Here is a 22,154-nt window from a genome sequence, read left to right as displayed (position 1 = left end):
TCACGCCAACTTGATAACGAGGGAATGCCCTTCCACCTCGGCGTCCGAAACCGCGTCCAGCCGTTGTTTGACGGAGTTGAGGACGGTCACCTCGTCCTCGGTGAGCCGTGCGAGCACGTCCCGCTGCTCCTCCGTCAGCAGGTCGACCGGGTTACCCGCTTGCCGCAGGGCGGCGAGGGCGTCGAAGGTCATGGTCCCCTCCTGTCTCGTGTGCCTGAACATCATCGTCTTCGGCCCGAACGCCGTCCATGAGACCTTCGGGCCAGAAAGCACCGTCGACCGGGGACGAAGCCGCCATCAGCGCGAGGAGGCCGGCCTGCAGTCTTGACCGAAGTCCCAGCTTCGCCAGAATGGCGGTGACGAACCGCTTCACCGTGCGTTCGCTGACCTGCATTTCCCGGGCTATCGAGCGGTTGTCGTACCCGAGGCCCAGGAATTCGAGGACGACGCGTTCCCGGGGAGTGAGCGCCCGGCTGAGCGGCAGGGCCTGCGCCAGCGGCTGCGGCAGCCCCGGCGGCCGGTGCGCCCCGCACGCCGGACACACCACGGCGATCGAACCACCCGCCCCGCTCAACGCCGTCGTACCTCGGTACACGAACGCGGCGGTCCGTCTCCATCAGACATCACCAGGATCCCCCCTCGGGCCACACGACCGCCGTGCCCACATGCTGACGCGAGGACCGGGCACCGGCAAGAGGGCTGACCGACCCTCGTCATGTCGACCTCCCACCGGGGCAAGGGAGTTGTGGCCGGAGCGACGGATGTGAAGAGTCCCCGCGGCCCGGCCGGGGCCGGACCGCGGGGACTTCTCGCTCCGAGGACGCCGAGGGCGCCGGGAGCGCCCGGGTGCGCCCCGGGCCGCGGTCAGGCGCCGACGTAGGCCGCCAGGTGCTCACCGGTCAGGGTGGAGCGGGCGGCGACGAGGTCGGCCGGCGTGCCCTCGAAGACGACCCGGCCGCCGTCGTGGCCCGCGCCGGGCCCCAGGTCGATGATCCAGTCGGCGTGCGCCATGACCGCCTGGTGGTGCTCGATGACGATGACCGACTTCCCGGAGTCGACGAGCCGGTCGAGCAGGCCGAGCAGCTGCTCGACGTCGGCCAGGTGCAGGCCGGTGGTCGGCTCGTCGAGGACGTAGACGCCGCCCTGGTCGGCCATGTGGGTGGCCAGCTTGAGCCGCTGCCGCTCGCCGCCGGACAGCGTGGTGAGCGGCTGGCCGAGGCTGAGGTAGCCGAGCCCGACGTCGGCGAGCCGCTCCAGGATGCGGTGCGCGGCCGGTGTCCGCGCGTCGCCCTCGCCGAAGAACCGCTCGGCCTCGGTCACCGACATCGCGAGCACCTCGCTGATGTCCCGGCCGCCGAGGTGGTGGTCCAGCACCGACGCCTCGAACCGCTTCCCCTCGCACTCCTCGCAGGTGGTGGCGACGTTGGCCATCATCGCGAGGTCGGTGTAGATGACGCCCGCGCCGTTGCAGTTGGGGCAGGCGCCCTCGGAGTTGGCGCTGAACAGCGCCGGCTTCACCCCGTTGGCCTTCGCGAACGCCTTGCGGATCGGGTCGAGCAGGCCCGTGTACGTCGCCGGGTTGCTCCGCCGGGAGCCGCGGATCGCGCCCTGGTCGACCGACACCACGCCCGCGCCGGGCGGGATCGACCCGTGCACGAGCGAGCTCTTGCCCGAGCCCGCGACACCGGTGACCACGACCAGCACCCCGAGCGGGACGTCCACGGAGACGTCCCGCAGGTTGTTCGCCGTCGCGCCGCGGATCTCCAGCGAGCCGGTGGGCTTGCGCACCGCCTCCTTGACGACGGCCCGGTCGTCGAGGTGGCGGCCGGTGATGGTGTCGCCCGACCGCAGCCCCTCCACGGTGCCCTCGAAGCAGACCGTGCCGCCGCCCGAACCGGCGCCCGGGCCGAGGTCGATGACATGGTCGGCGATCGCGATCGTCTCCGGCTTGTGCTCCACCACGAGCACCGTGTTGCCCTTGTCCCGCAGCCGGCGCAGCAGGCCGTTCATCCGCTGGATGTCGTGGGGGTGCAGGCCCGTGGTGGGCTCGTCGAAGACGTAGGTGGTGTCGGTGAGCGAGGAGCCGAGGTGGCGGATCATCTTCACGCGCTGCGCCTCGCCGCCCGACAGGGTGCCCGACGGCCGGTCGAGCGCGAGGTAGCCCAGGCCGATCTCCACGAACGAGTCGAGGGTCTGCCCGAGCGTGGCGAGCAGCGGCGCCACCGAGGGCTCGTCGAGGCCGCGGACCCACTCGGCGAGGTCCGTGATCTGCATCGCGCAGGCGTCGGCGATGTTGATCCCGCCGATCCTCGACGCCCGGGCGCCCTCGCTGAGCCGGGTGCCGTCGCACTCGGGGCAGGCGGTGAAGGTGACCGCCCGGTCCACGAACGCCCTGATGTGCGGCTGCAGGGCGTCCTTGTCCTTGGAGAGGAACGACTTCTGGATCTTGGGGATCAGGCCCTCGTAGGTCAGGTTGACCCCGTTGACCTTCACCTTGGTCGGCTCGCGGTAGAGGAAGTCCTGCATCTCCTTCTTGGTGTACTTGCGGATCGGCTTGTCCGGGTCGAGGAAACCCGACTCGATGAAGATCCCCACGGTCCACCAGCTGTCGACCTTGTAGCCGGGGATCGTGATCGCGCCCTCGGCGATCGACTTGGTGTCGTCGAAGAGCTGGGTGAGGTCGATGTCGGAGACCTTGCCCCGGCCCTCGCAGCCCGGACACATGCCGCCGGTGCGGCTGAAGGTCTGCTTCACCGTCTTGCTGCCGGTGCCCCGTTCGACCGTGATCGCGCCGCTCGCGCGGACCGAGGGGACGTTGAAGGAGTACGCGTTGGGCGAGCCGATGTGCGGGTCCCCGAGTCGGCTGAAGAGGATGCGCAGCATCGCGTTGGCGTCGGTGGCGGTACCGACGGTGGAGCGGGGGTCGGCGCCCATCCGCTGCTGGTCGACGATGATCGCGGTCGTCAGGCCTTCGAGGACGTCCACCTCGGGCCGGGCCAGGGCCGGCATGAAGCCCTGGACGAAGGCGCTGTAGGTCTCGTTGATCAGCCGCTGCGACTCCGCGGCGATCGTGCCGAACACCAGCGAGCTCTTGCCGGAGCCGGAGACGCCGGTGAACACCGTCAGCCGGCGCTTCGGGATCTCGACGCTGACGTCCTTGAGGTTGTTCACCCGCGCGCCGTGGACGCGGATCAGGTCGTGGCCGTCGGCCACGTGCGAGTCGGTCGACTCGGGGGACTGCGTGTCGGGCCTCGGGGCCTTGCTCATCGTGTCTCCGTATCCGTGACGCGGGCGGCTGCCGGGCGGGCCCGCTCGCACGGTCTCCGTCGGCGTCGCCTGGTTCGATCTCGATCCAACCACTTCGGGGCACCGCCCGGCCGCCGTCCGGATCTTCGCGGGCCGTCGCGGACGTGCGCGCACGTGCGGTGACGTGCGAGGACGTGCTCGGGCCTGCGGCGATCTTCGCGAGCGGGCGGGCAGCGAGTGAGCATACGGGCAGGCTCTGACAACGGCGGTCCTGCCGGCCGTCCGGCCGGTGGTTCCGCCTGCGGACGGCCCGGCGCGACGGCCCGGCGAGCGACGGGCCCCGCGCGCCAGACGCGCCGCGGGTGCGGGCCCCGGGGCTCAGCCGGTGGCCGCCGCCGCCTCGGCGAGGGCGTCCAGCACCGGCCGGATCAGCGGGTGGCCGTCCGCACCGGCCCGGACCGCGGCGAACACCCGGCGGGTCGCGAGCGCGCTGTCCACCGGCCGCACCGCCACCTGTCCGAGGTCCACCCCGAGCAGCGCGGAGCGCGGCACCAGCGCCACCCCCGCACCGGCGGAGGCGAGCGCGACGACGGCGCGGAAGTCGTCGGAGGAGTGCACCAGGCGCGGTTGGAAGCCCGCGTGCTCGCAGGCCAGCAGCACCACGTCGTGGCACGGGTTGCCGGGGTAGGGGCCGATCCACGGCTCGGCGGAGAGGTCGGCCACCGCGATCGGGCCGTCGCCGGTGGCCAGCGGGTGGCCGAGCGGCAGTACCGCCTCGAACGGTTCCGCGTACAGCGGGACCCTGGTCAGCCGGGCGTCGTCGCCGCGCGGCGCGCCCCGGTACTCGACGGCCACCGCGAGGTCGGCGCGCCCGTCCAGGACCATCGGCAGGCTGGCGTCGCCCTCCGCGTCCAGCACCTTGAGCCGGACACCGGGGGCACGGGTGGCCAGGGTGCCGATGGCGGGGGCGAGGACCAGCGAGATCCCGGTGGCGAAGGACGCGACGGTGACCTCCCCGGAGACGCCCGCGCTGTAGGCGGCGAGGTCCGCCTCGGCGCGTTCGAGCTGGGCGAGGACAGCGTCGGCGTGGCCGAGCAGGATCTCGCCGGCGGCCGTGAGGCGGACGCCCCGGCCCTCGCGCGCCAGCAGGTGGTGCCCGGTCTCCTGCTCCAGCGCGGCCAGCTGCTGCGAGACGGCGGAGGGGGTGAGGTAGAGGGCGGCCGCGGCGGCGGTCACGGTCCGGTGGTCCGCCACCGCCCGCAGGGTCCGCAGCCGTCTTGCGTCGATCACGGGCCAATTCTGCCAGCGCCGGAGCGGCCGGTGGGTCGGGGGTGGCCGCCGGGGCCGGTGGGCCCGGTGGGGCGGCGGCGTTCCCCCGGCGGTGGCGGCGCCGGGGCGGCCGCGCGTGCCCCGGAACCGCGAACGGGAGTGGGACGTCGGGCGGGCCGACGTCCCACTCCCGTGCGGGAGGGTGGGGCAGGTGGTCTTCGGGTGCCGCGTGGCGGGGGCGGGCCGGTCCGGGCCCCGCCGCGCGGCGGCTTTCGGAGCCCGTGGCACGTCCGGTTCCGAGCGGACGTGCCACGGGCGGTCAATGGGGAGCCGGCCCGGACGGGGGCCGGCTCCGCGGGGTCCTCCCCCGCTGCCGGGCTACTTCCCCAGCGCGGTGCGCGCGTCGACGAAGGCGGCGACGGCGCGCTCGACGTCCTCGGTGGAGTGCGCGGCCGAGAGCTGCACCCGGATCCGGGCCTGGCCGTGCGGCACGACCGGGTACGAGAACCCGATCACGTACACGCCGCGCTCCAGCAGCAGCTCGGCGAGCCGGCCGGCCTCGGCCGCGTCGCCGATCATCACCGGGGCGATCGGGTGGTCGCCGGGCAGGATCTCGAAGCCGGCCTCGGTCATCTTCGACCGGAACAGCGCGGTGTTGGCCACCAGCCGCTCCCGCAGGTCGGTGGACTGCTCGACCAGGTCGAGCACCTTCAGCGAGGCGGCGGCGATGACCGGCGCGAGCGAGTTGGAGAACAGGTACGGCCGCGAGCGCTGGCGCAGCAGGGCGACGATCTCGCGGCGTGCGGCCACGTAACCGCCCGACGCTCCGCCGAGCGCCTTGCCGAGGGTGCCGGTGATGATGTCGACGCGGTCCATCACGCCGTGCAGCTCGGGGGTGCCGCGCCCGCCCGGGCCGACGAAGCCGACCGCGTGCGAGTCGTCGACCATGACCATCGCGTCGTAGCGGTCGGCCAGGTCGCAGATCTCCCGCAGCGGGGCGACGTAGCCGTCCATCGAGAACACGCCGTCGGTGACGATGAGGCGGCGGCGCGCGCCCTGGGCCTCCTTGAGCTGCTGCTCCAGGTCGGCCAGGTCACGGTTGGCGTAGCGGTGGCGGCGCGCCTTGCAGAGGCGGATGCCGTCGATGATGCTCGCGTGGTTGAGGGCGTCCGAGATGACCGCGTCGCGCTCGTCGAGCAGGGTCTCGAAGACGCCGCCGTTGGCGTCGAAGCAGGAGGAGTAGAGGATGGTGTCCTCCTGGCCGAGGAACGCGGAGAGGCGCTCCTCCAACTCCTTGTGGACGTCCTGGGTGCCGCAGATGAAGCGGACGGACGCCATGCCGTAGCCCCAGCGGTCGAGCGCGTCCTTGGCGGCGGCGATCACGTCCGGGTGGTCGGCGAGACCGAGGTAGTTGTTGGCGCAGAAGTTGAGCACCTCGCCGGGGGTGCCGCCGCCGGTGACGGTGACGGCGGCGCTCTGCGGGCTGCCGATCACCCGCTCCGGCTTGAAGAGGCCCGCCTCGCGGATCTCGTCGAGGGTGGCGGCCAGGTCGTCACGCACGTTGTCGATCACAGCAGACTCCTACACGAGTGAGCGAGGGCGAAGGGGGTCGCGGACGGTCTCGTCCGTTCCCGGGCGGGCTCGTCCGGTGGTCAGACGGTCCAGTCGAGGATGATCTTGCCGCAGCGGCCGCCGGCCGCCTCGTCGAACGCGGCCTCGAAGTCGGCGGCGGGGTACCGGCCGGTGATCACGGGGCTGAGGTCCAGCCCGCCCTCCAGCAGGACGGACATCGCGTACCAGGTCTCGAACATCTCGCGGCCGTAGATGCCCTTGATGGTGATCATCGAGGTCACGACGGAGGCCCAGTCGACCGGGAACTCCTCGGCGGGCAGGCCGAGCACGGCGATCTTCCCGCCGTGCGTCATGTTGGCGATCATCGACTGGAGCGCCTCGGGGCGGCCGGACATCTCCAGGCCGACGTCGAAGCCCTCGCGCAGGCCGAGCTTCTGCTGGCCCTCCTCGATGGTGTGCTCGGCGACGTTGAGCGCCAGCGAGACACCGACCTTGCGGGCGAGGTCGAGCCGGTAGGGCGAGACGTCGGTGATCATCACGTTGCGGGCGCCGGCGTGCTTGGCGACGGCGGCGGCCATGATGCCGATCGGACCGGCTCCGGTGATCAGCACGTCCTCGCCGACCAGCGGGAACGAGAGCGCGGTGTGGACGGCGTTGCCGAACGGGTCGAAGATCGCGGCGACGTCGAGGTCGACCGGCACCCGGTGCACCCAGACGTTGGAGGCGGGCAGCGCCACGTACTCGGCGAAGGCGCCGTCGCGGCCGACGCCCAGGCCCACGGTGTTGCGGCAGAGGTGGCGGCGGCCGGCCAGGCAGTTGCGGCACTTGCCGCAGACCAGGTGGCCCTCGCCGCTGACCAGGTCACCGACGGCGATGTCCGCGACGGCCGAGCCGATCTCGGCGACCTCGCCGACGAACTCGTGGCCGAGCACCAGCGGGGTCCTGATGGTCTGTTGCGCCCAGCCGTCCCACTTGCGGATGTGCAGGTCGGTACCGCAGATGCCGGTGCGCAGCACCTTGATGAGCACCTCACCGGGGCCGATCACCGGGGTGGGGACGTCCACCAGCCAGAGTCCGGGCTCGGCCTTCTGCTTGACGAGTGCCTTCACGGCGGTGGCTCCTGACGCACGGTGGGTGGCGGCCCGGTGTGGGCAGGCCGACGGGGCCCGGCGGGGAGTGGCGGTTCCTTGCAGGCTTCCAGGAGGTCCTGGTGTCCGCATTCCGGGCAGGCAGCAATCTGCCTGGTGAGAGGGGGTGCGGTCCATCGAGGAATTCTTAAGGGCCGCCACAGCTGGGCTAAACGATCGTGCCCGAGCTGGGGTCGGGGGCCCTCGCGGCATGCCGGTGGCCACTCGTACGGCGGAGCGCACGGGGTGGTCCTGCGGGGTCGCGGGGTGTCCCGCCGGGGTCGCGTCGGCCGGCGGTGGCGGTGGCCGACGGCGCGGGTGCGCGCGGCCGGGGCCGCGGGGAGGGCGGCGGCCGGCGGGATGGGGAGACGGCGCCCGTCCGCGAGCGGGACTGGGGCGTGCGGCTGAGCCTTGGGTCCGTTCGGGCCAGCGGGACGACCGCCGGCGCGCGGGCCCGCGGCGGCGCGCATACGGTGGCGATCGCTCCCCCAGGGGCCCGTGGAGCGCTGCTCCGGGTCCGTCCGGCCCAGAGAGGCGCCTCGAAGATGACGACGAATTCCGCGGCGAGTCCCCGCCCCCCGCGCCCCGCCCCCCTGCGGCGGCGCACCCGGTCGGCCCCGGCGGTGCTGGCGCTGGCCGGGCTGCTGGGCGCGGCCGGCTGCTCGGGCGGGGCGGCGTCCGATCCGCCCGCCGCGGGGGCGGTGACCGCCGTCCCGGCGGCGCTGAGCCCGTCGGCGTCGGCCTCCTCCTCCGGGCCGTCGGCGTCGGCGAGCTCCGGCGGGGCGGTGGTGCCGATCACCTCGGACGTCACGGCGCGGCTGGACACGGCCGTGCAGCGGGTGCTGCGGGAGGCCTCGATCCCCGGTGTGATCGTCAGCGTGTCGTCCCCGGGCGGCAACTACCTCAAGGCCTTCGGCGTCTCCGACAAGGTCGCGGGCACGCCGATGGTGACCGGTCTCAACATGCGGATCGGCAGCGAGACGAAAACCTTCACGGTCACCGGACTGCTCAAGCTGGTCGACCAGGGCAAGGCGGGCCTGGACGACCCGATCGGCACGTACGTGTCGGACGTGCCCAACGGCGACACGATCACGCTGCGCCAGCTCGCGGCCATGCAGAGCGGCCTCTTCTCGTACACCCAGGACGAGGAGTTCGTGCAGACCCTGGAGGCCGACCCGGACCGGGTGTTCACGCCCCAGCAGCTGCTCTCCTACGCGTTCAAGCATCCGGTGAACTTCGCGCCCGGCGCCAAGTTCGAGTACTCCAACACCAATACGGTGCTGCTGGGCCTGGTGATCGAGAAGCTCGGCGGGCAGCCGCTCGGAACGTTCCTGAAGCAGCAGGTGTTCGAACCGGCGGGCCTGGGCCGGACGGTGTTCCCGGTCGGCAGCGAGTTCCCGCAGCCGCACGCCCGCGGCTACACCAACCAGACGCCGAACGGGGCGATCGCGGACGCCACCGACTGGGACCCGTCCTGGGCCTGGGCCGCGGGGGCGATCATCTCGGACCAGGCGGACCTCCAGAAGTGGGCCAAGGTGGTGGCCACCGGAACGCTGCTGACCCCGCAGACGCAGGCGCAGCGGCTGAAGCCGCAGCCCTCGACGGTGCCCGACACCTGGTACGGGCTCGGGATCTTCTACGACCACGGGTGGATCGGGCACAACGGCTCACTGCCGGGCTACCAGAGCGTGGTGGTCTACCTGCCGTCGGCGCAGACCTCGCTGGTGGTACTGCTGAACACCGACGTGTCGTTCCAGGGGCAGGAGCCGTCGACGCTGTTCGCGCAGGCCGTCACCGAGATCATCTCGCCCGCGAACGTCTACACGCTCCCGGCGGCGCCGGCCGGCTCGGGGTCCCCGTCCGCCACGTCGTCGGCGTCGTCGGCGTCCCCCTCCAAGTCCCCCTCGCCCTCGTCGGGGTCCCCGTCGTCGAAGTCGCCCTCGCCGTCCCCGAAGTCGCCCTCGTCGAACGCGAACGCCTGACCGGCGGGTCCTCCGTGCGCGGCGCCGTGCGCGAACGGAGGACCCGCACGGCCCCGCCCGAAGCCTGGGAATCCGGCTTCGGGCGGGGCCGTCGAGGTCCGGTCAGATGCCCAGGACCTGCGCGAGGTCGTAGGAGACCGGTTCCTCCAGCTGCTCGTAGGTACAGCTCCCGGGGGTGCGGTCGGGGCGCCAGCGGCGGAACTGGGCGGTGTGCCGGAAGCGGGTGCCCTCCATGTGGTCGTAGCGGACCTCGGCGACGCGCTCCGGGCGCAGCGGCACCCAGGAGAGGTCCTTGCCGCCCGTCCACCGGCTCTGCGCGCCGGGCAGCCGGGCGTCCGCGTGGGCGGCCTCGTCGGCCCAGGCGCCCCAGGGGTGGGCGCCGGTGTCGGCCATCCGCAACGGGGCCAGCTCCTCGACGAGTTCGCGGCGGCGGGCCATCGGGAAGGCCGCACAGACGCCGACGTGCTGGAGGCGGCCGTCGGCGTCGTGCAGACCGAGCAGGAGGGAACCGACGATCGGGCCGCTCTTGTGTTCGCGGTAGCCGGCGACGACGCAGTCCGCGGTTCGCTCGTGCTTGATCTTGTACATGGCGCGCTCGCCCGGCCGGTAGGGCTGGTCGAGGGGCTTGGCGACGACGCCGTCCAGACCGGCGCCCTCGTACCGGGCGAACCAGGTGTCGGCGAGGTCGCGGTCCGTGGAGGCGGGGGCCGTGAAGACGGGGTCGGCGGCGTCGGCGAGGGCCGCCTCCAGGGCGGTGCGACGCGCGGTGAGGGGCTCGTCGATCAGCGACCGGTCACCGAGGGCGAGCAGGTCGAAGGCGACGAAGGAGGCGGGGGTGCGTTCGGCGAGCAGGGCGACGCGGCTGGCGGCGGGGTGGATGCGTTCGAGGAGCTCCTCGAACCGGAGCCGGCCCTCGCGGGCGATGACCACCTCGCCGTCCAGCACGCAGCGCGGGGGTGTCTCACGGCGCAGCGCCTCGACGAGCTCGGGGAAGTAGCGGGTGAGCGGCTTGCCGGTGCGGCTGCCGAGCTCGATCTCGTCGCCGTCGCGGAAGACGACGGTGCGGAAGCCGTCCCACTTGGCCTCGTACTGCATTCCGGGCGGGATCTTCGCGACCGACTTGGCGAGCATCGGCGCGACCGGCGGCATGACGGGCAGGTCCATGGTCCCGATCCTCGCGCCGAAGGCCCGCCGCCGCGCGGCGGCGGGCCCTGGACGGCGGGCGGGGCGCGTGGGCGGGGCGCGGGCTGCGGGCGGGGCAGGGCACGTGGACGGGGCGCGGGCTGTGGGCGGGGCCGCCTCGGGGCGCGCCGCGGGCGGGGCGCGCTTAGCGTGAGAGGCATGGGCTCTGCCGTGGAACTGGATGTCGCCGGGCGCAGTGTCCGGCTCTCGAACCCCGACAAGGTGTACTTCCCGGAGCGTGGCTTCACCAAGCTGGACGTCGCCGAGTACTACCTGGCGGTCGCGGACGGGGCGCTGCGCGGGCTGCGGGACCGGCCGACCACGCTCCAGCGGTTCCCGGACGGGGTCGAGGGCGAGTTCTTCTACCAGAAGCGGGCGCCGAAGGGCCTGCCGGACTGGCTGCCGACCGCCCGGATCGCCTTCCCGAGCGGGCGGTCGGCCGACGAGATCTGCCCGACCGAGCCCGCTGCCGTCCTCTGGGCGGCCAATCTGGGCTGTCTGACCTTCCACCCGTGGCCGGTGCGGCGCGGGGACACCGAACACGTCGACGAGCTGCGGATCGACCTGGACCCGCAACCGGGGACGGACTTCCGGGACGCGGCGCGGGTGGCGCACGAACTGCGGGCGGTGCTGGAGGAGCACGGGTTGCGCGGCTGGCCGAAGACCTCGGGCGGGCGCGGGCTTCACGTGTACGTGCCGCTGGTCCCGGAGTGGACGTTCACGGACGGGCGGCACGCGGTGATCGCGCTGGGCCGGGAGCTGGAACGGCGGCTTCCCGGCCGGGTGACGACGGCCTGGTGGAAGGAGGAGCGCGGCGAGCGGATCTTCGTCGACTACAACCAGATGGCGCGGGACCGCACCATCGCCTCCGCCTACTCGCTGCGCGCCCGGCCGCGGGCTACGGCGTCGACACCGCTGCGCTGGGACGAGGTGGACGACGCGCTGCCGGAGGACTTCGACCTGCGGACGGTGCCCGCCCGGTTCGCCGAACTCGGCGACCTGCAGGCGGAGATGGACGAGGAGGCGTTCCGGCTGGAGAGCCTGCTGGAGCTGTACGAGCGGCAGGTGACGGACGAGGGGCTGGGTGAACTGCCGTATCCACCGGACCACCCGAAGGCGGCCGGGGAGCCGACCCGGGTCCAGCCGAGCCGGGCCCGGAAGAAGGCCGACGAGGAGCACCCGGCGTGATCGCGTAGGCTGTCGCGCCACGAAGATCACCCGGCCTCCGGCGGCTGCGCCCGCGGGTGCGGGCCGGGGTACGGACGGGGCGGAAGGGCGTGGACGGGGTGGGCGTGCGGGGGCTGCGGCGGATCCTGGCGGACGCGGCGGGCGGGCTGCACCCGCCGTCGGACGGAACGGTCCCGGTGGCCGCCGTGCTGACCGCGGCCCCACGGACGGCCGCCGGCCGGCGGGACGCCGGGACGGCGTTCCTGCGGGAGCTGGGCGGGCTCTGACGGCACGGGCAACCGGCACCGGGCAACCGGGCAACCGGCACGGCGGCCGATACCGTGACCCTCGTGGCGGCGCTCGGCGAGGGACGCGGCGGCACGTCCGGCTCCGCACCTCGAAGCCCGGCCCGGACCCGCCCGGCGCCCGGCGCTACCGGCCGACGAGCGCGCCGACGAAGGCCGCGAACGCCCCGACCAGCAGGACGGCCGCGGCGATCCCCAGGCCGACCCGGAGCCGCTGCGAGCGGTCCAGCGGACGCAGCGGCTGATGGACCGCGACGAACCCGGCCACCGGGAGGGCCGCCAGGGCGAGCAGCAGGATGCTCAGCCAGAACAGCACGCCGGCGGCGCCCACGAGCCGGCACTCGCCGTCGCCCGTGCAGGAGACCTCGACGCGTTCACCGGTGGCGATCTTCCAGTCGATCCACGCGTGCTCGTTCGCCTGCCCGCCGCCGTCGGGGAAGAACGTCCCCCGGCAGTCACCGGTCGTGCCCTGGGCGGGCCGGGCGGGATCGGTGCGCAGGCACCGGTCGGCGACCAGCTCGCCGCGCGTCCCGGCGACCGCGGTGGCGTAGGCCAGTCCCTCCCCCGCCGTCACCGCGCCCCAGCCGCCGAGTCCGAGCAGGGCCAGCACCGCCACGACCGGCACCAGCGCTCTGCCCGGCCCGCGTCGGATGTCCGGATCCATTCCCGCCCCCTGCCGTTCGGTCCGGCGAGCCGTTCTCACCGCCCCTCGGCTGGGACGCGGGAACGGCGCGGCCGGTTCGGCCGTGTCAGGCGCTTCCTCTACCGGTCAGCAGGCAGCAGAGGCAGGACAGCCCGAGCATCACGCCGACGCCGACGGAGGCCGGCGTGAAGAGGCGGTCGGCGAGCGGTTCGGCGACGGCCCAGACGATCAGGAAGGCACCTGCGGGCACCGCCGCCAGCCCGCCCAGCAGCACGAAGAGCCACCACGCCGTGGCCCTGAAGCCGGACTCGTGGCACTCCCCCGCTCCGCACCGCACCTGGACGGGGCCCGCGCTGTCCGTCGGGTTCTCGTTCAGGGCGTAGCGGTAGGTGGATTCACCGTCGGCCGGGTCGAACCGCCCGTCGCAGCCGCCCGGCGGGAGGTGCTCCCTCTGGTACTCGGAGAGTTCGGCCTCGGGCAGGCAGACGCCGCGCATGTACCAGCCTCGCTCACCGGTGGCGCCGACCGAGTAGCCGAGGTGCGGGACGGTGGCCGAGGCGGCCAGCCAGGCGAGCCAGAAGAGCCCCATGGCCACCGCGACCAGGGCGAGCCTTCCGAGGAAGCGGCGCGCCCGGTGCCGCGGCCCCTCGGGCCCGGCCGGCACGGCATCCCGGACCTCGGCGCTCTTCGGCTCCGCGTCGCACGGCTCCGCACCGCGGGCACCGGTGCCGCCCGGCCCGGTGCCGCCCTCGTCGTGGACCGCCTCACCGTTCGTGGTCATCCGCCCCGCCCGTCCCGCGCCCGCCCGTACCCGCCCGTGCCGTACCCGCCCGTGCCGTGCCGTGCCGTGCCGTGCCGTGGGTCAGGACGCCGGTCGGGTGGCGGCGGTTGCGGTCAGCCGGCGAGCGCGGCGCCCTCCGGGGCGCACGAGGCGATGATCCCGACCGCTTCGGCGATCTGAATGTCCGTCAGGTCGCCGCGGGCGGTCAGCCGCAGCCGGGAGATCCCGTCGGGGACGGAGGGCGGGCGGAAGCAGCCGACGGCGAGGCCGGCGCGGCGGCAGTCGGCGGCCCAGGCGACGGCGGCCTCGGGGCCGGGCGCGCGGACGGACACCACGGCGGCGTCCGGGCGGGAGGCGTGCAGCCCGGCGGCCGTGAGCCGGGCGGCGAGCGTGCGGGCGACCTCGCGGGCACGGTCGGCGCGGTGCGGTTCCGCGCGCAGCAGGCGCAGCGCGCCGAGGGCGGCGCCGACGGCGGCGGGGGCGAGGCCGGTGTCGAAGATGAAGGTGCGGGCCGTCTCGGTGAGGTGGCGGATCACCCGGCGGGGGCCGAGGACGGCGCCGCCCTGGGAGCCGAGCGACTTGGAGAGGGTGACGGTGGCGACCACGTCCGGGGCTCCCGCGAGGTCGGCGGCGGCGAGGGCGCCGGCACCGCCGGGCCCGAGGACGCCGAGCCCGTGGGCGTCGTCGACCAGCAGCGCAGCGCCGGACGACCGTGCCGCGAGGGCGAGTTCGGGCAGCCGGGCGGCGTTGCCGTCGACCGAGAAGACGGAGTCGGTGACGACCAGGGCCCGCCGCCGGGTGCGTTCGGCGAGGACGGCGGCGACGGCGGCGGGGTCGCTGTGCGGGGCGCGGTGGACGTCGGCCCGGGCGAGCCGGCAGCCGTCGATCAGCGAGGCGTGGTTGTACGCGTCGGAGACGATGAGGGTGTCCGGGTCGGTGAGCGCGGTGAGCGCGGCCAGATTGGCGGTGTACCCGGAGGAGAACACGAGGGCGGCCTCGACGCCGCAGAAGTCGGCCAGCTCGCCCTCCAGTTCGGTGTGCAGGGCGGTGGTGCCGGTGACCAGGCGGGAGCCGGTGGCGCCGCCGCCCCAGCGCAGCGCGGCGTCGGCGGCGGCCCGGGTGACGGCGGGGTGCCGGGTGAGCCCGAGGTAGTCGTTGCCGGCGAGGTCGAGCACCGGGTCCTCGGCGGGCCGGCTGCGCAGCGTCCGGGTGAGCCCGGCCCTGGCACGCTGCTCGGCCGTCTCGTCGAGCCAGTCGAAGACGGCGGCGGGGGCGACGACGGGCGCCTCGGGCGCAGAGGGGTGGGCCATGGTCGGCACTCTGGCACGCCCCGCGCGCACCGGGCAATGTGCGTCTGCGCACACGCCCGGCCCTTTCCTTCGCCCTCGATTCGACGGAATTCGGGAAACGAATTCCTCGAAATTGCCCGGTGATTCCGGAATACGGTGCGGCGAGATCGGCCGGGTGGCCGGCCGGGTTCCCTTCGTGGTCCCGCCTCGGTCCTTTCGCGTTCCGGTCGCCGCCCGGCCCTCTCCCCGTACGGTGGCGGCCACGGCCCGGCCGGGCCCGAGGTCGTTCACGGGCAGGCCCCCGGACACGCCGCCGCCCCCTCCCCGCAGGCGGCCGGCCGCTCCTGCCGGGAGGCCGCGGGGCGCGGCCTTTGCCGGGGGCGGCGACGAGCAGGCAAGATAGCCGGGTGACCCTCCTAGATCTGATGCCGAAGCCCGCCACGCCCGACGCGCTGTACGAGACGTTCGCCGCCTGGGCGGAGGAGCGCGGGATCTCGCTGTACCCGGCGCAGGAGGAGGCGCTGATCGAGCTGGTGTCGGGGAACAACGTGATCCTGGCGACGCCGACCGGGTCGGGCAAGAGCCTGGTGGCGGCGGGTGCGCACTTCGCCGCGCTGGCGGAGGGGAAGCGGACGTTCTACACCGCGCCGATCAAGGCACTGGTGTCGGAGAAGTTCTTCGACCTGTGCAAGATGTTCGGCACCGAGCAGGTCGGCATGATGACGGGCGACGCGTCGGTAAACCCGACCGCGCCGATCATCTGTTGTACCGCGGAGGTGCTGGCACAGATCGCGCTGCGCGACGGGCGCCTGGCCGACGTCGGCCAGGTGGTCATGGACGAGTTCCACTTCTACGCGGAGCCGGACCGCGGCTGGGCCTGGCAGATCCCGCTGCTGGAGCTGCCGCAGGCGCAGTTCCTGCTGATGTCGGCGACGCTCGGCGACGTACGGCGCTTCGAGGAGGACCTGAACCGCCGGACCGGCCGCCCGACCACCGTGGTCCGCAACACGACCCGCCCGGTGCCGCTGTTCTACGAGTACCGGCGCACCCCCATGCACGACACGCTGGAGGAGCTGCTGAAGACCGGCCAGGCGCCGGTCTACGTCGTGCACTTCACGCAGAAGGAGGCGGTGGAGCGGGCGCAGTCGCTGATGAGCATCAACATGTGCTCGAAGGCGGAGAAGGACGCCATCGCCGCGCTGATCGGCAACTTCCGGTTCACCACCAAGTTCGGCCGCAACCTGTCCCGGTTCGTACGGCACGGCATCGGCGTGCACCACGCCGGCATGCTGCCGAAGTACCGGCGACTGGTCGAACGTCTCGCCCAGGCAGGCCTGTTGAAGGTCATCTGCGGGACGGACACGCTGGGCGTGGGCGTCAACGTGCCGATCCGCACGGTGCTGTTCACCGCGCTCTCCAAGTACGACGGCCAGCGGGTGCGGATGCTGCGGGCGCGGGAGTTCCACCAGATCGCCGGGCGCGCCGGGCGGGCCGGGTTCGACACGGTGGGCCAGGTGGTGGCGCAGGCCCCCGAGCACGTCATCGAGAACGACAAGGCCGTCGCCAAGGCGGGCGACGACCCGAAGAAGAAGCGCAAGATCGTCCGGAAGAAGGCGCCGGAGGGGTTCGTCGGCTGGTCCGAGGAGACCTTCGAGAAGCTGATCTCCGCCGACCCCGAGCCGCTGGTCTCCCGGTTCAAGGTGACCCACGCGATGCTGCTCTCGGTGATCGGCCGGCCGGGCAACGCCTTCGAGGCGATGCGCACGCTGCTCACCGACAACCACGAGGACCGCTCCGCCCAGCGCCGGCACATCCGCACCGCCATCGCCATCTACCGCTCGCTACTGGAGGGCGGCGTGGTCGAGCGGCTTCCGGAACCGGACTCGGAGGGCCGGATCGTCCGGCTCACCCTGGACCTCCAGGAGAACTTCGCGCTCAACCAGCCGCTCTCGACGTTCGCGCTGGCGTCCTTCGAGCTGCTCGACCCGACCTCGCCCTCGCACGCGATGGACGTGGTGTCGGTCGTCGAGGCGACGCTCGACGACCCGCGCCAGATCCTCGCCGCGCAGCAGAACAAGGCGCGCGGGGAGGCCGTCGGCGAGATGAAGCGCGACGGCATCGAGTACGAGGAGCGGATGGAGCGGCTCCAGGAGATCACCTACCCGAAGCCGCTGGAGGAACTGCTCACCCACGCCTACGAGGTGTACCAGCGGGCGCACCCGTGGATCGGCGACCACCGGCTCCAGCCGAAGTCGGTAGTCCGCGACCTGTACGAGCGAGCGATGACCTTCTCGGACTACGTCGGCTTCTACGAGCTGGCCCGCACCGAGGGCATCGTGCTGCGGTACCTGGCGGGCGCGTACAAGGCGCTGGAGCAGACCGTGCCCGAGGACGTGAAGACCGACGACCTGAAGGACATCATCGCCTGGCTGGGCGAGCTGGTCCGCCAGGTCGACTCCAGCCTGCTGGACGAGTGGGAGCAGCTGGCCAACCCGACCGACCCGCAGTCGGCCGAGGTGGCGCTGGACGACAAGCCGGCGCCGGTGACGGCCAACGCCCGGGCGTTCCGGGTCCTGGTGCGCAACGAGATGTTCCGCCGTGTGGAGCTGTGCGCGCTGGAGCACTACGACGCGCTGGCCGAGCTGGACGGCGAGTACGGCTGGGACGCGGACCGCTGGGCGGACGCCATGGACGGGTACTGGGACGAGTACGACGACCTGGGCACCGGGCCGAACGCGCGCGGGCCGAAGATGCTGCTGATCGAGGAGGCGGACTCGTCCTGGCGGGTCCGGCAGATCTTCGACGACCCGGAGGGCGACCACGACTGGGGCATCAGTGCCGAGGTCGACCTCTACGGGTCCGACGAGGAGGGCCGGGCGGTGCTGCGGATCACCTCGGTGGACCGGCTGGGCGGCTGACGGCCCGCCGGCCCCGGTGCGGGTCCGGCCCCGCTCAGGGCCGGGCCCGGCGATCAGGACGGCGGCAGCGGCATCCTGACACCGCGTCGGAAAGGGGCGGGCGGAATGCACTCCGCCCGCCCCGTCGCATGCGGCGCTACATCCAGACGAAGGGCGCGCCGGCCGTGGCGGAGAGCGCCCGGGTCGCCTCGTCGAGCATCTGCTCGACGCTGGGGGAGCCGGTGGACGGCACCGGCAGCGGGGTGCCGGCGGAGGCGGAGGGGGTCGGCGAGGCCGCGTGGGCGTCGACCGGCCGCGAGCTGGTGACCGTCACGTAGTGGCCGACCAGCTCGACCCGCGGATCGCCGCCGGGCCGGGCCGCGCCGGCGGCCTGGGCGGGCGCCGCGGAGGCGTCGGGGAGGACGAAGGCCACCGAGCCGGGCCTGGCGCGCAGCGCCTCCGCGGCTCTGGCGGCGGAGGCGGCGTCCGCGAACCGCAGCAGGGTGACGCTGCTGAGCACCGGCTTCTCCTGGCCGGCGAAGCTGACGGCGAGGTAGCCGCGGCAGCCGCCGTCGCGCAGGAGGTCCAGGGTGCGGTCCTGGAGCACCTCGGTGCAGTTGTCGCCCCGGCGGGCGCCGGAGCGCTTGCCCTTGTAGCCGCCCGCCTCGATCAACCGCTGGGCGGGGAAGTAGGCGTCGACGTCCAGGGCTTCGGGGTCGGCGACCGCGCGCGGCGCGTCCCCGACGACCGGTGGCGACTTGGTCGCGTCCTTGCTGGACGGACCGAGCCCGGGTATGAAGTCGCCGGGCGTCGGGCTGGTGATGACCCATCCTCCGGCCGCCACCACGCCGATCACCACGACCCAGCCGACGACCCGGCGGGCGGTCACTCTCCTGGCCCGGTACGCCCCGGCGGGCCGTTCGGACGTCTGGCCTACCGGTCGTTCCGCCGGTCGTTCCGCCGGTCGTTCCGCGGGTGACGGGGCGTGCTCCCCCTGCGTGGTCATGGCGCCGATTGTATGCAGGTCACGCGTGGTGGAGATCACTGGGGCGGGCTCCGGCGGCCGTCGCGCGACGCCCCGACCCGGCCCCGCACCCGACGTGACCTGCACCACTACCGTGAGCTTCGACACTGTGACAACTCGCACATCCTCCCCGGGATCTTCTGGTGGGTTTCCTCTGGCGTCTCTCGCGGGCCAGGAGGCAGGATCAGGCCCATGGATCTGCTCGATACCCTCACCGCCAAGGGCCTGCGTGGGGAGACCCCCACCCGCGAGGAGGCGCTGGCCGTCCTCGCCACCACCGACGACGAGCTGCTGGACGTGGTCGCGGCCGCCGGGCGGGTGCGCCGGCGGTGGTTCGGCCGCCGGGTCAAGCTCAACTACCTGGTGAACCTCAAGAGCGGGCTCTGCCCGGAGGACTGCTCGTACTGCTCGCAGCGGCTGGGCTCCAAGGCCGGGATCCTCAAGTACACCTGGCTGAAGCCGGGCCAGGCCGCCGAGGCCGCGAAGGCCGGAGTGAGCGGCGGCGCCAAGCGCGTCTGCCTGGTGGCGAGCGGGCGCGGTCCGACGGACCGTGACATCGACCGGGTCACCGACACCATCACCGCCATCAAGGACGCCGACCCCTCGGTGGAGGTGTGCGCCTGTCTGGGCCTGCTCTCCGACAACCAGGCCGAGCGGCTGAAGGCGGCCGGCGCCGACGCCTACAACCACAACCTCAACACCTCCGAGGGCACGTACGGCGCCATCACCACCACCCACACGTACGCCGACCGGGTCGACACCGTGCGGAAGGCGCACGGTGCGGGCCTGTCCGCCTGCTCGGGCCTGATCGCCGGCATGGGCGAGAGCGACGAGGACCTGGTGGACGTCGTCTTCGCGCTGCGCGAGCTGGGCTCGGACTCGGTGCCCGTGAACTTCCTGATCCCGTTCGAGGGCACCCCGCTGGCCAAGGAGTGGAACCTCACCCCGCAGCGCTGCCTGCGCATCCTGTCGATGGTCCGGTTCGTCAACCCGGACACCGAGGTGCGGATCGCCGGCGGTCGCGAGGTGCACCTGCGAACCCTGCAGCCGCTGGGCCTGCACGTCGCGAACTCGATCTTCCTGGGCGACTACCTGACCAGCGAGGGGCAGGCCGGGCAGGCCGACCTCGACATGATCCGGGACTCCGGCTTCGAGGTGGAGGGCATGGGCGAGGCCACCCTGCCCCGGCACCGGGCGGACGCCCTCGCGGGCGGCGGCTGCGGCACCGGCGCGGCCACCGGCGGAGGCTGCGGCAGCGGCGCGGCGTCCGACACGCCGGCCGACGCCGCGGACGCCCCGGCGGGCGGGCCGTGCGGGACGGGCGGCGGCTGCGGCCCGTGCGGAGGACACGGCGGGACGCTCGACGCGGAGCCCGCGGCCGCGGCCGAGGCGCCCGGGCTCGACGAGCCGGCCGAGCTCGTCGAGGTCGCCGGGCCGGCCGGTGGGAGCGGCGACGAGTCGCGCACCGACCTCGTCCGGGTCCGCCGTCGTGGCGCCGGCACCGAGCTCGCGCCCAACGCCTGATCACCCGCCGCACGGAACGGAACGGTACGGAAGTAGACCCCTCATGGCCCAGCTGTCCACGGACACCCTCCTCGCGCTCGACCGGGCGCACGTCTGGCACCCCTACGGACCGATGCCCGGCACCGCCACCCCGTACGTCGTGGAGTCGGCGTCCGGCGTCCGGCTCACGCTGGCCGCGCCGGTCGCGGGCGGCCACCGCGAACTGATCGACGGCATGTCGTCCTGGTGGGCGGCGATCCACGGGTACGGCCACCCGGTGCTGGACGAGGCGGTGCGCGGACAACTGGGCCGGATGAGCCACGTCATGTTCGGCGGGCTCACCCACGAACCGGCCGTCCGGCTGGCCGCCACGCTGGTGGAGATCACTCCGGAACCCCTGCAGCACGTCTTCCTCGCCGACTCCGGCTCGGTGGCCGTCGAGGTCGCGATGAAGATGTGCCTGCAGTACTGGCAGTCCGTCGGCCGGCCCGAGAAGCGCCGGCTGCTCACCTGGCGCGGCGGCTACCACGGCGACACCTTCCACCCCATGTCGGTCTGCGACCCCCAGGGCGGCATGCACCACCTGTGGGGCGGGGTGCTGCCCGGCCAGCTCTTCGCGGCGCAGCCGCCGGCCGGCTTCGACGCCCCGCTCGACGACGCCTACGTGCAGTCCTTCGACGAGCTGATGGAGCGTCACGCGGGCGAGCTCGCGGCGGTGATCGTCGAGCCGGTGGTGCAGGGCGCGGGCGGGATGCGGTTCCACTCCCCCGCCTACCTGCGGATGCTGCGCGAACTCTGCGACCGGCACGGGGTGTTGCTGGTCTTCGACGAGATCGCCACCGGGTTCGGCCGCAGCGGTGCGCTGTTCGCGGCCGACCACGCGGGCGTCTCCCCGGACGTGATGTGCCTGGGCAAGGCGATGACGGGCGGCTACCTCACCATGGCGGCGGCGCTGTGCACGGCGGAGATCGCCGACGGGATCAGCCGGGGCGAGATGCCGGTGCTGGCCCACGGCCCGACGTTCATGGGCAACCCGCTGGCGGCGGCCGTCGCGAACGCCTCGATCGACCTGCTGCTCGGACAGGACTGGCAGACGGAGGTCAAGCGCCTCGAAGCCGGCCTGCGGGACGGCCTGGCGGACGCGGCCGGGCTGCCGGGCGTCCACGAGGTGCGGGTGCTCGGTGCGATCGGCGTCGTGCAGCTGGACCACCCGGTGGACATGGCGGCGGCGACCGAGGCCGCCGCCCGGGAGGGCGTCTGGCTGCGCCCGTTCCGGGACCTCATCTACACCATGCCGCCGTACGTGACCGGCGACGAGGACGTGGCGCGGATCGCCGCGGCCGTCACGGCGGCGGCGGTGGCGGGATGAGCGCCCGGATCGTGTTCGTGACCGGGACCGGCACCGAGGTCGGCAAGACCGTGACCACGGCCGCCGTCGCCGCGGCGGCGCTGCGGGCCGGGCTGCGGGTCGCGGTGCTGAAACCCGGGCAGACCGGCGTCGCGCCGGGGGAGGCCGGCGACGTCGAGGAGGTCGCCCGACTGGCCGGCGGTCCGCTGACGCTCCGTGAACTCAGCCGCTACCCCGAGCCGTTGGCGCCGGACACGGCGGCTCGACGGGCGGGTCTGCCGTACCTGGCGGCGGAGGAGGTCGCGAAGGCGGTGGCCGAACTGGCCGACCGGCACGACCTGGTGCTGGTGGAGGGGGCCGGCGGTCTGCTGGTCCGCTACGACGGGCAGGGCCGGACCCTGGCCGACCAGGCGCAGGTGGTGCGCGGCCTCGGGCTGCCGGCCGAGGTGCTGCTGGTGGCGACGGCCGGTCTCGGCACGCTCAACACCACCGCGCTCACGGCGGAGGCACTCGCCGCGCGCGGCCTGCCGCTGCTCGGTGTGGTGGTCGGCGCCTGGCCCCGCTCGCCCGGCCTCGCCGACCGCTGCAACCTGGCCGACCTGCCCCGCGCCGCCGCCGCCCCGCTGCTCGGTGCGCTGCCCGAACGGGCCGCCGGCGCGGAGGACTTCCCCGCCGTGGCGGCCGCCTCGCTCGCCCCCGGGCTGTACGGCCGGTGGGACGCGGCCGGGTTCACCGCGGAGCACGGCGCCGGCTGAGCGCCGGCTTTGCGCCGGCCGGGCGTGGGCCGGGGCGCAGGGCTCTGGCCTCGCGCCCCGCCCG

18 protein-coding genes are annotated in these 22,154 nt (G+C 73.8%); 7 read left to right on the top strand and 11 right to left on the bottom strand.

All coding sequences use genetic code 11. From position 1 onward, the window contains the following. The 6 genes from PUR56_RS42290 to tdh all read right to left on the bottom strand — a co-directional run bounded on the left by PUR56_RS42290 (position 1) and on the right by tdh (position 7,196). Entirely contained in the window at positions 1–192 is a 192-nt protein-coding gene (locus tag PUR56_RS42290; protein WP_329884063.1) for an aroma-sacti cluster domain-containing protein, read from the bottom strand. Continuing rightward, positions 152–544 carry a helix-turn-helix domain-containing protein gene (locus PUR56_RS42285; RefSeq protein ID WP_329952932.1) on the bottom strand — a complete coding sequence of 131 codons (393 nt, stop codon included), beginning with the start codon at positions 542–544 and terminating at the stop codon, positions 152–154. Before PUR56_RS42285 ends, PUR56_RS42290 begins: the two co-directional genes overlap by 41 nt. Before the next feature lie 320 nt (positions 545–864). Further along, positions 865–3,267: an excinuclease ABC subunit UvrA gene (locus PUR56_RS42280; protein WP_329952909.1), complete on the bottom strand. Its 2,403-nt coding sequence runs from the start codon at positions 3,265–3,267 to the stop codon at positions 865–867. Positions 3,268–3,624: 357 nt separating this feature from the next. After that, positions 3,625–4,536 carry a LysR family transcriptional regulator gene (locus PUR56_RS42275; protein WP_329884070.1) on the bottom strand — a complete coding sequence of 304 codons (912 nt, stop codon included), beginning with the start codon at positions 4,534–4,536 and terminating at the stop codon, positions 3,625–3,627. Positions 4,537–4,893: 357 nt separating this feature from the next. Next, entirely contained in the window at positions 4,894–6,087 is a 1,194-nt protein-coding gene (locus PUR56_RS42270; protein ID WP_329952908.1) for a glycine C-acetyltransferase, read from the bottom strand. An 80-nt stretch (positions 6,088–6,167) separates the two neighbouring features. Continuing rightward, positions 6,168–7,196, bottom strand: a complete 1,029-nt coding sequence (gene tdh, locus PUR56_RS42265) for an L-threonine 3-dehydrogenase (RefSeq protein ID WP_329952907.1) — start codon at positions 7,194–7,196, stop codon at positions 6,168–6,170. Positions 7,197–7,759: 563 nt separating this feature from the next. Between tdh and PUR56_RS42260 the strand changes: the two genes are divergently transcribed. Next, positions 7,760–9,196 carry a serine hydrolase domain-containing protein gene (locus PUR56_RS42260; RefSeq protein WP_329952906.1) on the top strand — a complete coding sequence of 479 codons (1,437 nt, stop codon included), beginning with the start codon at positions 7,760–7,762 and terminating at the stop codon, positions 9,194–9,196. Between the two features lie 102 nt (positions 9,197–9,298). Here PUR56_RS42260 and PUR56_RS42255 read toward each other — a convergent pair whose 3' ends face one another. After that, a complete protein-coding gene (locus PUR56_RS42255; RefSeq protein WP_329884078.1) occupies positions 9,299–10,360 on the bottom strand; it encodes an ATP-dependent DNA ligase in 1,062 nt (353 codons plus the stop codon). Between the two features lie 189 nt (positions 10,361–10,549). Here PUR56_RS42255 and ligD point away from each other — a divergent pair, with 189 nt between their 5' ends. Both ligD and PUR56_RS42245 read left to right on the top strand, forming a co-directional pair. After that, on the top strand, positions 10,550–11,566 hold the full coding sequence (gene ligD / locus PUR56_RS42250; RefSeq protein WP_329884150.1) for a non-homologous end-joining DNA ligase: 1,017 nt from the start codon (positions 10,550–10,552) through the stop codon (positions 11,564–11,566). Between the two features lie 89 nt (positions 11,567–11,655). Further along, positions 11,656–11,832, top strand: a complete 177-nt coding sequence (locus PUR56_RS42245) for a hypothetical protein (protein WP_329952905.1) — start codon at positions 11,656–11,658, stop codon at positions 11,830–11,832. 145 nt (positions 11,833–11,977) lie between these two features. Here PUR56_RS42245 and PUR56_RS42240 read toward each other — a convergent pair whose 3' ends face one another. The 3 genes from PUR56_RS42240 to PUR56_RS42230 all read right to left on the bottom strand — a co-directional run bounded on the left by PUR56_RS42240 (position 11,978) and on the right by PUR56_RS42230 (position 14,584). Further along, positions 11,978–12,514 (bottom strand): hypothetical protein, encoded by a 537-nt coding sequence (locus PUR56_RS42240; protein WP_329952904.1) that lies wholly within the window; start codon positions 12,512–12,514, stop codon positions 11,978–11,980. An 85-nt stretch (positions 12,515–12,599) separates the two neighbouring features. Continuing rightward, entirely contained in the window at positions 12,600–13,274 is a 675-nt protein-coding gene (locus tag PUR56_RS42235; protein WP_329952903.1) for a hypothetical protein, read from the bottom strand. Positions 13,275–13,387: 113 nt separating this feature from the next. Continuing rightward, positions 13,388–14,584: an 8-amino-7-oxononanoate synthase gene (locus tag PUR56_RS42230; RefSeq protein ID WP_329952902.1), complete on the bottom strand. Its 1,197-nt coding sequence runs from the start codon at positions 14,582–14,584 to the stop codon at positions 13,388–13,390. 404 nt (positions 14,585–14,988) lie between these two features. Here PUR56_RS42230 and PUR56_RS42225 point away from each other — a divergent pair, with 404 nt between their 5' ends. After that, positions 14,989–17,481: a DEAD/DEAH box helicase gene (locus tag PUR56_RS42225; protein WP_380360834.1), complete on the top strand. Its 2,493-nt coding sequence runs from the start codon at positions 14,989–14,991 to the stop codon at positions 17,479–17,481. Between the two features lie 136 nt (positions 17,482–17,617). Here the strand turns inward: PUR56_RS42225 and PUR56_RS42220 are convergent, their stop codons facing one another. After that, positions 17,618–18,466 carry a hypothetical protein gene (locus tag PUR56_RS42220; protein WP_329952901.1) on the bottom strand — a complete coding sequence of 283 codons (849 nt, stop codon included), beginning with the start codon at positions 18,464–18,466 and terminating at the stop codon, positions 17,618–17,620. 210 nt (positions 18,467–18,676) lie between these two features. Here PUR56_RS42220 and bioB point away from each other — a divergent pair, with 210 nt between their 5' ends. The 3 genes from bioB to bioD are packed head-to-tail and all read left to right on the top strand — an operon-like array spanning position 18,677 to position 22,090. Beyond that, a complete protein-coding gene (gene bioB / locus PUR56_RS42215; RefSeq protein ID WP_329952900.1) occupies positions 18,677–20,008 on the top strand; it encodes a biotin synthase BioB in 1,332 nt (443 codons plus the stop codon). 43 nt (positions 20,009–20,051) lie between these two features. Further along, positions 20,052–21,356, top strand: coding sequence for an adenosylmethionine--8-amino-7-oxononanoate transaminase (locus PUR56_RS42210; RefSeq protein WP_329884094.1), 1,305 nt, complete (start codon positions 20,052–20,054; stop codon positions 21,354–21,356). Next, positions 21,353–22,090 (top strand): dethiobiotin synthase, encoded by a 738-nt coding sequence (gene bioD, locus PUR56_RS42205; protein WP_329952899.1) that lies wholly within the window; start codon positions 21,353–21,355, stop codon positions 22,088–22,090. The genes PUR56_RS42210 and bioD overlap by 4 nt, the downstream gene beginning before the upstream one ends. The last annotated feature ends 64 nt before the right edge of the window (positions 22,091–22,154 follow it).

Origin of the sequence: Streptomyces sp. BE303 (assembly GCF_036290945.1) — a bacterium.
In the GTDB taxonomy this organism is placed as follows: domain Bacteria; phylum Actinomycetota; class Actinomycetes; order Streptomycetales; family Streptomycetaceae; genus Kitasatospora.
The sequence above is the reverse complement of the archived record's forward strand: the minus strand, read 5'-3'. Positions and strand labels throughout refer to the sequence as shown.